14 protein-coding genes are annotated in these 12,659 nt (G+C 64.8%); 2 read left to right on the top strand and 12 right to left on the bottom strand.

Annotation, left to right across the window (positions count from 1 at the left end; genetic code table 11):
• Window positions 1–3 precede the first annotated feature (3 nt).
• From JQ635_RS16670 to JQ635_RS16695, 6 genes are all read right to left on the bottom strand, one after another.
• Window positions 4–1,923 carry a nitric oxide reductase activation protein NorD gene (locus JQ635_RS16670; protein ID WP_211410924.1) on the bottom strand — a complete coding sequence of 640 codons (1,920 nt, stop codon included), beginning with the start codon at window positions 1,921–1,923 and terminating at the stop codon, window positions 4–6.
• A 10-nt stretch (window positions 1,924–1,933) separates the two neighbouring features.
• Complete coding sequence (locus JQ635_RS16675; protein ID WP_211410925.1) at window positions 1,934–2,746, bottom strand: CbbQ/NirQ/NorQ/GpvN family protein; 813 nt, start codon at window positions 2,744–2,746, stop codon at window positions 1,934–1,936.
• Window positions 2,747–2,808: 62 nt separating this feature from the next.
• On the bottom strand, window positions 2,809–4,155 hold the full coding sequence (locus JQ635_RS16680; RefSeq protein WP_211410926.1) for a cbb3-type cytochrome c oxidase subunit I: 1,347 nt from the start codon (window positions 4,153–4,155) through the stop codon (window positions 2,809–2,811).
• 49 nt (window positions 4,156–4,204) lie between these two features.
• A complete protein-coding gene (locus tag JQ635_RS16685) occupies window positions 4,205–4,657 on the bottom strand; it encodes a c-type cytochrome (RefSeq protein WP_211410927.1) in 453 nt (150 codons plus the stop codon).
• 95 nt (window positions 4,658–4,752) lie between these two features.
• A complete protein-coding gene (locus tag JQ635_RS16690; RefSeq protein WP_211410928.1) occupies window positions 4,753–5,013 on the bottom strand; it encodes a cytochrome C oxidase subunit IV family protein in 261 nt (86 codons plus the stop codon).
• Window positions 5,014–5,015: 2 nt separating this feature from the next.
• Window positions 5,016–5,591 (bottom strand): cytochrome c oxidase subunit 3 family protein, encoded by a 576-nt coding sequence (locus JQ635_RS16695; RefSeq protein WP_211410929.1) that lies wholly within the window; start codon window positions 5,589–5,591, stop codon window positions 5,016–5,018.
• A 171-nt stretch (window positions 5,592–5,762) separates the two neighbouring features.
• On the opposite strand from JQ635_RS16695, the gene JQ635_RS16700 reads away from it, so the two are divergent.
• A complete protein-coding gene (locus JQ635_RS16700) occupies window positions 5,763–5,918 on the top strand; it encodes a hypothetical protein (RefSeq protein WP_085965373.1) in 156 nt (51 codons plus the stop codon).
• A gap of 13 nt (window positions 5,919–5,931) precedes the next feature.
• Here the strand turns inward: JQ635_RS16700 and JQ635_RS16705 are convergent, their stop codons facing one another.
• Complete coding sequence (locus tag JQ635_RS16705; protein WP_211410930.1) at window positions 5,932–6,078, bottom strand: hypothetical protein; 147 nt, start codon at window positions 6,076–6,078, stop codon at window positions 5,932–5,934.
• Here JQ635_RS16705 and JQ635_RS16710 point away from each other — a divergent pair.
• Window positions 6,077–6,502, top strand: a complete 426-nt coding sequence (locus JQ635_RS16710) for a cupin domain-containing protein (protein WP_211410931.1) — start codon at window positions 6,077–6,079, stop codon at window positions 6,500–6,502. The two genes, JQ635_RS16705 and JQ635_RS16710, sit on opposite strands and share 2 nt — an antisense overlap.
• Window positions 6,503–6,664: 162 nt before the next feature.
• Here the strand turns inward: JQ635_RS16710 and mmsB are convergent, their stop codons facing one another.
• The 5 genes from mmsB to JQ635_RS16735 all read right to left on the bottom strand — a co-directional run bounded on the left by mmsB (window position 6,665) and on the right by JQ635_RS16735 (window position 12,659).
• The gene (mmsB, locus tag JQ635_RS16715; RefSeq protein WP_211410932.1) at window positions 6,665–7,855 is read right to left on the bottom strand and encodes a multiple monosaccharide ABC transporter permease; all 1,191 of its coding nucleotides are present in this window, start codon (window positions 7,853–7,855) and stop codon (window positions 6,665–6,667) included.
• The gene (mmsA, locus tag JQ635_RS16720) at window positions 7,852–9,423 is read right to left on the bottom strand and encodes a multiple monosaccharide ABC transporter ATP-binding protein (RefSeq protein ID WP_211410933.1); all 1,572 of its coding nucleotides are present in this window, start codon (window positions 9,421–9,423) and stop codon (window positions 7,852–7,854) included. The genes mmsB and mmsA overlap by 4 nt, the downstream gene beginning before the upstream one ends.
• A gap of 131 nt (window positions 9,424–9,554) precedes the next feature.
• On the bottom strand, window positions 9,555–10,628 hold the full coding sequence (gene chvE / locus JQ635_RS16725) for a multiple monosaccharide ABC transporter substrate-binding protein (protein ID WP_246583579.1): 1,074 nt from the start codon (window positions 10,626–10,628) through the stop codon (window positions 9,555–9,557).
• A gap of 73 nt (window positions 10,629–10,701) precedes the next feature.
• Window positions 10,702–11,580 carry an SMP-30/gluconolactonase/LRE family protein gene (locus JQ635_RS16730; protein ID WP_211410978.1) on the bottom strand — a complete coding sequence of 293 codons (879 nt, stop codon included), beginning with the start codon at window positions 11,578–11,580 and terminating at the stop codon, window positions 10,702–10,704.
• Complete coding sequence (locus tag JQ635_RS16735) at window positions 11,580–12,659, bottom strand: aldose epimerase family protein (protein WP_211410934.1); 1,080 nt, start codon at window positions 12,657–12,659, stop codon at window positions 11,580–11,582. The genes JQ635_RS16730 and JQ635_RS16735 overlap by 1 nt, the downstream gene beginning before the upstream one ends.

A 12,659-nucleotide genomic window follows, 5' to 3' on the forward strand; every position in this document is an offset into this window, starting at 1 on the left:
GGCTCAATGCGCCACCTGCCGGTAGATCGCCGGCAGCGCCGCGGGCAATCGCTTGATGTTGCCGACGATCGCATAGCCGCTGCGGCCGAACAGCGTCGGAAAATAGGATTGCGCCGCCGCATCGATCGTCACGCCGAAGACCGCGATGCCGAGCCGGCGCGCTTCCTGCACGGACTTCCTTGTGTCTTCGAGCGCAAAGCGTCCCTCATAGTGGTCGACGTCGTTCGGCTTGCCGTCGGTGAGGACGAGCAGCAGCTTCTTGCGCTGCGGCTGGCGCGCAAGCTCGGCCGAGGCGTGGCGCACCGCCGCGCCGATGCGCGTGTAATAGCCGGGCCTGAGTGCGCCGATGCGGCGCTCGACCACGCCGCTCATCGGCTCGCCGAACGCCTTGACGGTTTCGAGCCGCACCCAGGAGCGCCGGCGCGAGGTGAAGGTCAGGATGCTGTGGTGATCGCCGCAGGCCGACAGCCCGTGCGCAAGCACGAGCAGCGCCTCCTTCTCGACGTCGAGCACGCGGTAGCCATCGGCCCATGCATCCGTCGAGAGCGAGACGTCGACCAGCAGCGTGACGGCGAGATCGTGCCCTTGCGGGCGCATCGCCATGTGGACGCGGTCGAGACCGGCGCCATTGCCGCCGGCCCGAAGATCGCACCTCGCACGCACCAGCGCATCGAGGTCGAGGTCGTGCCCGTCGGCCTGGGCCCGCATCAATTCATGACGCGGACGCAGGACCTCGAAGCGTCGACGCACCTGGCGGATGTGGCGGCGCATGGTCTCGTCAGGCGTCCAGCTTTCGCCGGTCTCCGAAGCGGCAGATGCGAGCACGCGGCAATGATCGGGCAGATAGGAGCTGCTGCGATAATCCCATTCGGGATAGGTCAGGTCCGCGTTGAGGCGCGAAGCATCGAGGGCCTCCGGCGGCAGGTCGAGATCGAACTTGAACCGGCTCGCCGGCTTGCCGCTGCGGCGGCTGAGCGTGATTTCTTCCAGGTCATCGGCGGCCTTCTGCGCGTCCTCGTCCTCGCTGTCGTCCGCGGGGCGATCGACATTGACCATCTCGGCCATCGCCAGGATTTTTTCGAAGCGGTTGAGCACGAAGGGATCGCGGCGATTGGCGCCGTCCTCGCGCTCACGGACGGCGAAGCGCTTGCGATTGTCCTGGGTCGTAGGCTCCGCGCCAGCAGCGCACTCGTCCTCGCCCGCATGTGCGGGCGACAGCTCGCGCGTCCAGCAATCGCCCCACAGCGGGCACGGCAGGATCGGATGATAGCCCGGCGGCGCCTTGTCCGGCAGCGGCCCCGTTCCCATCATGGCCGGCCACAATTGTCCCGCGGGCGCAGGTCCAGCGCCGAGCAGGGCGAGAACGATCTGCTCGATCTCCTGCTCGATGCGCGGCAGGGGACGCCGCGGCCGGGCCTCGGCGGTCGCCGCGGCCAGCTGCGCGTAGTCGGCGACGAGCCCGGGGAATTGCGTGAGCACGAAGACCGCTGTTTCGGCGGCGCGGCGCAGCACGAGGAGATCGCGCCGGAGCGGATCGGCCTCGGTGATCGCCTCGATCGGCGCGACCGCGAACCATGCCGCGAGCCAGCGATAGAGCGACGCATTGAGCTCGCTGTCGCCGAAGATCGCAATGCTGTCGGGAAGGAAGATGGTCGCGGCGTCGCGGCCGGGCTGTTCGAGGCGCTCGTCGCCGAGGCCGATGCGTTGCCGCCAGCCGAGCCGATGGGTGGACTTGCGCGCGCCGGCGCTCGCGATCTGCACACCCGTCTCGCCGCCGAGCGCGCGGAACATCACCGCGAGCCTGTTTCTCATCTCGGCAAGCGTCACCGCGTGATCGGCGTGAACCGGATAGCTGGCGGTGCCGCCAACCATTTTGTGCCAGGCACGGCCGACCGTCTCCTCCAGTTCGAGGAAGTCGAGCATGGGACCCGCCTCACCCGATCACGGCACGTGCGACGTCGAGCAGCGCCGCCTTGACGTCGGCATCGTCGGTCAGCGGCTCGATCATGCCGGCGAGCACGGCATCGGCAATCGGCATGCCGGCGGCGATCAAGGTCGCACAATAGACCACGAGGCGGGTCGAGACGCCCTCCTCGAGATCGTGGCCCTTGAGTGCGCGCAGCCGGCCGGCCAGCGCCACCAGCGGCCGCACCCGATCCGGCGACAATCCGCTCTCGGCCGCGACCACTGCGATCTCCTGCTCGGACGGGAGGAAGCCGAATTCGATGGCGACGAAGCGCTGCCGAGTCGACGGCTTCAGCGCCTTCAGCAGCGTCTGGTAGCCGGGATTGTAGGAGACCACGAGCATGAAGCTGTTGGGCGCGGCGAGTTCCTCGCCGGTGCGCTCCAACGGCAGGATGCGGCGGTCGTCGGTGAGCGGATGCAGCACGACGGTGACGTCCTTGCGCGCCTCCACGACCTCGTCGAGATAGCAGATGCCGCCCTCGCGCACCGCGCGCGTCAATGGACCGTCGGCCCACACGGTATCGCCGCCCCGCAAGAGATAGCGGCCGGTGAGATCGGCCGCGGTGAGGTCGTCGTGGCAGGCGACGGTGTGGAGCGGCAGGCCGAGCCGCGCCGCCATATGCGCGACGAAGCGGGTCTTGCCGCAGCCGGTGGGACCCTTCAGCAGCACCGGAAGCTGATGCCGCCAGGCGTGCTCGAACAACGCGCATTCGTTTCCGCTGGCGACATAAGGCGGCAGCGCTGGTGCCGGTGCCGTGACGGCGTGAAGGGCAGCTTTCATGGTCATTCTCCGCAATTCACATTGAGACGGCGGCCGCGGCAAACCGCAGCCGCCATGTGCGTCTACTCAGCCGGTTGCAGCGCGGCCGGAATGGCCGCCGTCTTCTCGCGGCCGGGCACCAGCACGGCCCAGACGAACATCAGCGCAGAGATCGCGACGAACGCGCCGGAGCCGAGCCGGACCCAGTAGAACATCGCGAGCTGGTCCTGCACGTCCATGTAGCCCTGGCCGAGCACGCGCTGGAGATGGACCTGGACCACGCCGGCGAAGGTCAGCGCGAAGGTCATCACCATCATGGCGGTGCACATGATCCAGAAGCTGGTCATGGAGAGCCACTGGTTATAGGGCGCGCGTCCCTTGAGCTGCGGGATCGCATAGGCCATGACGGACAGATTGAGCATCACATAGGCGCCGAAGAAGGCGAGATGGCCGTGCGCCGCGGTGACCTGCGTGCCGTGGGTGTAGTAGTTCACCGAGGACAGCGTGTGCAGGAAGCCCCAGACGCCGGCGCCAAGGAACGCCATCACCGAGCAGCCGACCGACCACAACAGCGCAGCGCGGTTCGGATGCTTGCGGCCGGCCTTCCAGGTCATCTGCACCGTGAAAATCACCATGGTGAAGAACGGCGCCACCTCCAGCGTCGAGAACAGCGAGCCGATCCACTGCCAGTAGCCGGGCGCGCCGATCCAGTAGAAGTGATGGCCGGTGCCGAGGATGCCGGAGAACAGCGCGAGCCCGATAATGACATAGAGCCACTTCTCCACCACCTCGCGGTCGATGCCGTTGAGCTTGATCATGAGATAGGCGAGCACGGAGGCCATGATCAGCTCCCAGACGCCCTCGACCCAGAGATGGACGACGTACCACCAGTACATCTTGTCGACCGCGAGGTTCGCCGGATTGTAGAAGGCGAACAGGAAGAAGATCGCAACGCCCCACAGGCCGAACAAGAGGATGTTGGTGACGGTGGTCTTGCGGCCCTTCAGCGCCGTCATGGTGACGTTGAACAGGAACATCAGGCAGACGACGACGATGCCGACCTTGATGATGAAGGGCTGCTCGAGGAATTCGCGGCCCTCGTGATAGTGGAAGAGGTAGCCGACGACGGCGACGCCCGCGGCGCCGAAGAACATCCAGAACTGGATCTTCGCGAGCAGCGGGCTGTACAGCTCGGTCTCGGTTTCCTCGGGCAGCAGGTAGTAGGTCGCGCCCATGAAGCCGATCAGCGACCACACGATCAGCGCGTTAGTGTGGATCATCCTGACGATGTTGAACGGCAGGAGGGTCGAGAGCGTGTTGGGCAGGACGTAGATGGTTCCGGCGAGCAGGCCGAACAGGACCTGGGCCAGGAACAGCGTCAGCGCGCCGTAGAAATACAGCATCGCGACTTTCTGAGTTTGGTATTTCATCTCGGGTTCTCTCTGTCTTGAAAGAGGCAAGGGCTTGAAAGCTGCGTGCTCAGCCGGCCTTGTTCGGCGGCCACTCCTGGCGCTTGATCGTCGAGGTCCATTGCAGGAAGTCGGCGAGATCGTTGAGCTCCTGGTCGGTGAGGTTGAACTGCGGCATCTGCCGCCGGCCCGGTGCGCCCGAGGGCTGCGCCTGCATCCAGGCCTTCAGCGTCTCGCGCGCGCCGGCCGGGTCCTCCTTGCCGCCCCAGCGATCCCAGACGTTGCCGACCTCGGGCGCGAAGTAGGCGCCCTCGCCCAGCAGCGTGTGGCAGTTGATGCAGGAGTTCTTCTCCCAGACATGCTTGCCGCGGGCGACCGACGACGTCAGCGTCGTTGCGTCGGTCGAGTTCGTGGCCATGTAGTAATGGCTGTGCGCCGTCAGCCCTATGAAGATGGCGAAGAAAAAGGCCGAGCCGCCGTAGAACACGTTTCGAGCGGCCGACTTGGTCAGGCGTTCAGCCATTGCCAATCCTTTCCGGTTGTTTGCCTAGAGAATGCGATGCTGCGATTTATTGCCGATTGGCCCGGCTCGTTCTTTGTCAGGGCGCAATGAGCGCATCAGATCAGGACGACGATGGCCGAGGCGAGCCAGGCAAGCAGCAGCACGGTCAGGATCCAGGTCGCGACGAGCCCGCGCCAGAGCGCGGGCACGGCGCGAAGATCCATGAAATCGAGCGCAATCCGGTGGCCCTTGAGGGCGGCGAAGGCGAGCAGCAGGGCATTGCCGAGCAGCGGCCTCGGCATCAACGGAGGCAGCAGGATGGTCGCGAGCGCGAGGCCGATCAGCACGATCCAGGTGATGTCGATACGATCCGGCATCGTCATTTCGCCAGATAGAGAATCGGGAACATGACGATCCAGACCAGATCGACCATGTGCCAGAAGGCCGTTCCCGTCTCGACGCCGGAGACCTCGGCCCGGCGACAGACCACGGCGAGAATGACGATGCCGAGGCCGACATGCAGAAGATGAAAACCGGTCAGCAGGAAGTAGAGCGTGAAGAACGGGCTGGTTTCGAGCCCGACGCCACGCCCGATCTCTTCGGCGTATTCGGCGAGCTTGATTGCGATGAAGAGACCGCCGAGCGCCATCGCGCCGAAGATCCAGTATCGCGCCACCTGCCGTTCGCCGGCGCGCGCGGCCTTCGTCGCTCTTGCCGCCGCCCAGCCGCTGGTCACCAGCACGATTGTGTTGAGGCCGGCGAGGTTCGAATCGAGCGTTGCCTGCCCGGCCGCGAACACCGCGGGGTGGATCGCGCGGGCGACCGTGAAGGCGCCGAGGAACAGGCCAAAGGCGACGAGTTCGCTGAAGATCAGCACCCAGATCATGGGATCGCCGGGGAGATCCTCGAGGATGCCCCAGCCGGTTCCCTGTTGTTCGCAATCGGCCGTCGACATCTGCTTTCCGGATCAGGACACCGGAAAGACTTAGCTCGCCCGTCCAGTTCGGAATTTGTCGCAGGACAAACTGGGGAATTGCCGGGCGCTTGTTTGCGCCGACGCAACGTCCGGCCGGCCAGGACGCGCTACGCACAGGCTCAGGGTTCCCAGGGAACGGCGAGCGACGATATGAGTGATGCACAGATCGGGCTGATGACCGCGACCCCCATCATCATCGCCTTCGCCATCGCGCTCAGGCGCATGGGGGTGTTGTCGACGGTCGCGACCGTTTCGGCGGTGAGCCTCTCCGTCGCGATCGCGACGGTGCTGTTCACGACGCAGTAGCGCGGCCCGCGACTCAGTCGCAGTGCAGCGCGACGTTGCGGCTCTGCACGGCAAGGGGCCTCTGCTGCATGTCGGTTTCGGGCAGCTTTGCTTCCTCCGTCTTGGCTTCTTTGCGTCGTGCGCTAATATTGCGGTCCACACGACTGGACGAATTCGCCATGCCTGAGATCATCAACCTTGGCGCGCTGCAGCTGACGTTCCTACAGAGCAAGGATGACACCGCCGGCGGCCTCGATCTGTTCGAGATGACGCTACAGCCGAACGCGCACATGCCGATTCCCCACTATCACGATCGCTGGGACGAAACGATCTATGGACTAAGCGGCATCTCGACTTGGCGGGTCAACGCTAAGGATATCGACGTGGCGCCGGGCGAAAGCCTCTTCATCAAGCGCGGAGTGGTGCACGGTTTCATCAACCGTTCGCCCCGACCGGCGACTTGCCTGTGCATCCTCAGCCCAGGCGTACTCGGCCCGCAATACTTCAAGGACATGGCGGCCCTGCTATCGGCCGGCACACCTGATCCGGCCAAAATGAAGGAAACAATGCTGCGCTATGGACTGGTTCCTGTGATGCAATCCTGAGGATGAGTGCGGCGCGAGCGTGGTGGAGTCAGATGGCCGAAGCGTTCGCCATAGCTCAAGGGGCGCTGGCGAAAGGCGCGCTCAGCGCTTTCGTCGTATGCATTGAAATTGGTGGGCACGGCGCGATGCGCCTTTGCCCACCCTACGGCACTGCCGGTGTGGCTACCGCCGCTGGTTATACACGTCGATGCACACGGCCCCCAGCAGCACCAGGCCCTTGATGACCTGCTGATAGTCGATGCCGATGCCGAGGATGGACATGCCGTTGTTCATCACGCCCATGATCATGGCACCGACCACGGCGCCGCCGACACGGCCGACGCCGCCATAGGCCGAGGCGCCGCCGATGAAGCAGGCGGCGATGACGTCGAGCTCGAAGCCGAGGCCGGCCTTGGGCGTCGCGGTGTTGAGGCGCGCGGCGAAGACGAGGCCGGCGAGTGCGGCCAGCACGCCCATGTTGACGAAGGTGAGGAAGGTCAGCCGCTCGGTCTTGATGCCGGACAGGCTCGCCGCCTTGGCGTTGCCGCCGACCGCGTAGATCTGCCGGCCGATCACGGTGCGGCGGGTGACGAAGCCATAGAGCGCGATCAGCGCGGTCATGATCACCAGCACGTTGGGCAGGCCGCGATGCGAGGCGATCAGATAGGTGAAATAGAGCACGGCGCAGGCGAGCAAAATGCTCTTGCCGAGGAAGAACGCATAAGGCTCGACCTCGATGCCGTGCGCCTGCTCCCGCGACCTCCCCTTGGCGCTGGCATAGACGAGGCCGAGCGCGAGCACGGCGCCGATCAGCATCGAGGTCGGATGCAGCGTGCCGGCCTCGGGCAGCAGCTCCGGAATGAAGCCCGACGACAGTTTTTGGAAGGTCGGCGGGAACGGCCCGAGCGACTGGCCTTGCAACACCGCAAGCGCCAGCCCCTTGAACACCAGCATGCCCGCCAGCGTCACGATGAAGGACGGGATCTTGAAATAGGCCACCCAATAGCCCTGCGCCGCACCGATGGCGGCGCCGAGTGCGAGACAGGCGATGAAGGCGAGCGTGTAGTCTACCTTGTAGGTCACCATGAGAAGCGCGGCCACGGCGCCGATGAAGCCCGCGACCGAACCGACCGAAAGGTCGATATGGCCGGTGACGATCACCAGCAGCATGCCCAGCGCCATGATGACGATGTAGCTGTTCTGGAGGACCAGGTTGGTCAGGTTGAGCGGCTGCAGCAGCGTGCCGCCGGTCATGACCTGGAAGAACAGCATGATCGCAATCAACGACAGCAGCATGCCGTAATTGCGTAAGTTGTTCTTGATGAAGCTGCCGTGCCGGCGCTCCTCGGGCAGCGATACCGTCTTGTCGGTCATGACCGCACACCTCCCATCTCCGCGGCCTCAGGCACGCCGTTGTTTCGTTCGTTGCGCATGATGGCGCGCATGATCTTTTCCTGTGTCGCCTCAGCGCCCTTGAACTCGCCGACGAAGGCGCCGTCGTTCATGACGCAGATGCGGTCGCAGATCCCGAGCAGCTCGGGCATCTCCGAGGAGATGACCACGACGCCGCGGCCGGCCTCCGCCAGCTCGTTGATGATACAGTAAATCTCATATTTGGCACCGACGTCGATGCCCCTTGTCGGCTCGTCCAGGATGAGGACCTTGGGGTCGGTCATCAGCCATTTCGACAGCACCACCTTCTGCTGGTTGCCGCCAGAGAGCTGGCCAGTCTCCTGGTAGACGTCGGAGCAGCGGATGCGCATCCGGTTGCGATAGTCGCTGGCGACCTTCAGCTCGGCGATGTCGTCGATCACCTTCCCGGGCGCGACCTGGTCGAGGCTCGCCAGCGTGATGTTCTTGCGGACGTCGTCGGCGAGGATCAGCCCGAGCTGCTTGCGGTCCTCGGTGACATAGGCAAGGCCAGCGTCGATCGCCGCCGCGACGCTCGGCAGCACGATCTCACGGCCTTCGAGCCGGATACTGCCGCTGATGCTGGTGCCCCAAGAGCGGCCGAACAGGCTCATGGCGAATTCGGTGCGCCCCGCCCCCATCAGCCCGGCAATGCCGACGACCTCGCCGCGCCTGACGCCGAAATTGACGTTCTTGATCACCTGCCGCTCGGGGTGGATGGGGTGATAGACCGACCAGTTCGTGACATCGAGCACAGGCTCGCCGATCTTCGCGCTACGCTCCGGGAAACGGTGCGCCATGTCGCGGTTGACCATGCTGCGTATGATGCGGTCCTCCTGGATCGGCTCGGCATGGCAATCGATGCTGTCGACGGTGCGGCCGTCGCGCAGCACGGTAATGTGGTCGGCGACCTTGGCGACCTCGTTGAGCTTGTGCGAGATCAGGATCGAGCCGATGCCCTGCTCCCGGAATGCCATCAGGCGTTCGAGCAGCGCGGCGCTGTCGGCCTCGTTGAGGCTCGCGGTCGGCTCGTCCAGGATCAGCATCCGCACGCGCTTGGAGAGTGCCTTGGCGATCTCAACCAGCTGCTGCTTGCCGACGCCAAGATCGGTGATCAGCGTGTCCGGCGATTCCTTCAGGCCGACCTGTGCGAGCAGCTCGCGCGTGCACCGGTACACCTCATCGCGGTCAATCACACCCAACTTTGAAGGCGGATGCGACAGGAAGATGTTTTCCGCGATCGACATCAGCGGAATCAGCGCCAGCTCCTGGTGGATGATGATGATGCCGAGTGCCTCGGAATCGTTGATGTCGCGGAAGCGGCGCTCCTCACCCTCGAAGACGATGGTGCCCTCGTAGCTGCCGTGCGGATAGACCCCGCTCAGCACCTTCATCAGCGTCGACTTGCCGGCGCCATTCTCGCCGACGAGGGCGTGGATCTGCCCGGCATGAACCGAGAAATTGACGTCGCGCAGCGCCTGCACACCGGCAAAGCTCTTGCTGACGTTGCGCATTTCCAGCATGGCGGTCATTGGCGTTGGTATCCTTGAAAATGTTCGTCAATCCCTCCGCCGTCATTCCGGGGCGATGCGAAGCATCGAACCCGGAATCTCGAGGTTCAGGGTTCGCCCTTCGGGCGCCCCGGAACGACGGCACGAGAAATCTACTGGAACTGCGACTTCTTGTAGTAGCCGCTGTCGACCAGGGTCTTCTCCCAATTGTCCTTGTAGACCACGACCGGCTTGAGCAGATAGGACGGAACCTTCTTGACGCCGTTTTCGTAGGTGTTGGTGTCGTTCACCGTGACCTGCTTGCCGGCGAGCGCGGCGTCGACCATGTCGGCGGTCACCTTGGCGAGATCGCGGGTGTCCTTGAAGATGGTCGAGTACTGGTCACCGCGCAGCATCGCCTTGATCGAGGGCACCTCGGCATCCTGGCCGGAGATGACAGGCATCGGCTGGTCGGCGCTGCCGTAGCCGACGCCCTTCAGCGAGGAGATGATGCCGATCGAGAGGCCGTCATAGGGCGACAGCACGGCGTTGACCTTCTTGTTGCCGTAGTAGGCGCTGAGCAGATTGTCCATGCGGGCCTGGGCGGTGGCGCCGTCCCAGCGCAGGGTCGCGACCTTGTCCATGCCCATCTGGCCGGACACGACGACGAGCTTGCCGCTATCGATGTACGGCTTCAGCACGCTCATCGCGCCGTTGTAGAAGAAATAGGCGTTGTTGTCGTCGGGCGAGCCGCCGAACAGCTCGATGTTGAAGGGACCCTTGCCGTCCTTGAGGCCGAGGCCCTGCACGAGCGACTCCGCCTGGAGCACGCCGACCTGGAAATTGTCGAAGGTCGCGTAATAGTCGACGTTCGGCGTGCCGCGGATCAGCCGGTCATAGGCGATCACGGTGATGCCCTTTGCTTTCGCCTGCTTGAGCACGTCGGAGAGCGTGGTGCCGTCGATCGCGGCGATCACCAGCGCCTTGGCGCCCTTGGTCACCATGTTCTCGACCTGCGAGAGCTGGTTCGGAATGTCGTCCTCGGCATATTGCAGGTCGGTGTTGTAGCCGCGCTCCTTGAGCACCTTGACCATGTTGTTGCCGTCGTCGATCCAGCGCGCCGAGGATTTCGTCGGCATGGCGATGCCGACGGTCGCCTTGTCCTGGGCGGTGGCAGGCGCGCCCGCGATCAGCGCGGCGGCACTTGCCAGAGCAAGCGCGAGAAAGGTCGTCTTCAGTTTCAGCATGTTTCACTCCCTTTGGGTGTAGGACTGTTTCTTCGTTTCGTCGAGAACGTAGTCGTGGGTTGCCTTTGGTCTCCTATGTGAGCTTGACGTCGGGCTCCGCGCGGCCGCGCGCGGATGCTTCGAGCAGAAAAGTGCAGCCGGCTTGCGGATCGGCGGCGCGTGCCGCAGCGTCCATGTCCTGCCATGCCGAGGTGACGAGCAGGCGCGACAGGTCCGGGCCGACGAAGGCGGGGCAGCTCGCCTGCTTCGCCGGCACGCTGAGTGAGCGCAGGCGCTCGCCTTGCGGCGAGTAGACGTCGACACGGCTCGCGCCCCAGCATGCGTTCCAGATCTGCCCGTCGGCGTCGCACACCGAACCGTCGAGACCGCCGATGCCGCTGTGACGCAGCAGCACCTCCGGCTCGCCGCGCGGCAGGCCGGTCGCGGGATTGAGCGGCACCGCATAGAGCACCGCGCGCGGCGTGTCGGTGAAATAGCCGGTGGCACCATCGGGCGAGAAGCAGATCGAATTGGGAATGCTGATGCCGGGAAACAGCGTCGAGATCTTGCCGCGATGGAGCGCGTAGATCGCACCCGCCTTCGGCTCGGCCTTCTTGCCCATGGTCCCGATCCAGAACGTGCCGGATTGATGCACGCGGCAATCGTTTGAGCGGGTGGCAGGATTGTCCGCCTCAAGCGGAAGAAACAGCGTCATCGCGCCGTCGGCGAGCTTGCGGATGTAAAGGCCGTCTTCCGCAACGATCAGCTGCCGCTCGGCGTCGATGCGCCCGAATGCGCTCGCCATCCGGCCGAGCGCGTGGATGCGGATTGCGCCGCTGCCGAGTTGCGCCTCGAACAGCTTGCCCTCGCGAATGTCGAACCACCAGGCCGTGTCGGTGGTCACATCATAGGTCGGCCCCTCGCCGAGATGACACTGCTCAGCGGATAGAACCGAGGTCGGCACCTGTTCCATCATGACGCCCTCACCCCAAAGCGATAGACGGTGTGATGCCGGTAGACTTGGCCGGGATCGAGGCGCGGGCTCGGAAAGTCCGGCCGGTTCGGTGCGTCGGGCCAGATGTGCGGCTCCAGGCACATGGCGTCCGATTGCCGGATCAGCTTGCCGCCCTTCCCCGAGATCGTGCCGTCGAGATAGTTGCCGGAATAGACCTGGAGCCCGGGCTGATTGGTGAGCAGCTCCATGACGCGTCCTGAGCGCGGCGCCTCCAGCCGCGCCGCGAGCGCAAGCATGCCGTCGCGCCCGAGGCAATAGGTGTGGTCGTAGCCTCTGCCGTTGCGCAATTGCGGGTCGCTTTCGCGGATGCGCTCGCCGACAGTGCGCGGTTCGCGGAAGTCGAACGGCGTGCCGGCAACGCTGCGCGGCGGCTCCGGCAGCGGAATGGCGGTGGGATCGATGGCGAGGAAATGCTCGGCGGCGACCGTGAGTTTGTGGTCAAGGATCGGCGTGCCGGACGTAGCGCCTTCCAGATTGAAGAAGCTGTGATTGGTCAGGTTGACGATGGTCGGCCGGTCGGTTCGCGCTTCCATCATCAGCGAGAGCTCGGCCGGGCCGGTGATGCGATAGGTCAGGCGGACGTCGAGCTTGCCGGGATAATTCTCTTCGCCATGCGGACTGGAATAGGTGAGCGTCACCGCGGGCTCGGCGCCCTCCTCAGTTGCGGCAATCTCCCAGAGCTTGCGATCAAAACCGTCGAGGCCGCCGTGCAGCGCGTTCGGGCCGTTGTTGACGGGGAGCTGCACCGTCTCGCCGTCGAGCGAGAACTGTCCCTTTGCGATGCGGTTGGCGTAGCGGCCGACAGTGGCGCCCAAGAACTTGCGTTCGGCGAGATAGCCAGCGAAGGCGTCATGCCCCAGCACGACGTCGTCGTAACCACCTTTGATATCAGGCGCGAGCAGCGCCTGGATCACCGCGCCATGGGTGATGATGCGGGCCTCGAAGCTGCCCTTCCCGCGCAGCACGATGCGTTCGACCTTGCGGCCGTCGGGCAGCGTTCCGAAGACGTCTTTTTCTATTGTCCTTGGGCCGGCCAT

Source organism: Bradyrhizobium iriomotense (assembly GCF_018130765.1).
GTDB lineage: Bacteria > Pseudomonadota > Alphaproteobacteria > Rhizobiales > Xanthobacteraceae > Bradyrhizobium > Bradyrhizobium iriomotense_A.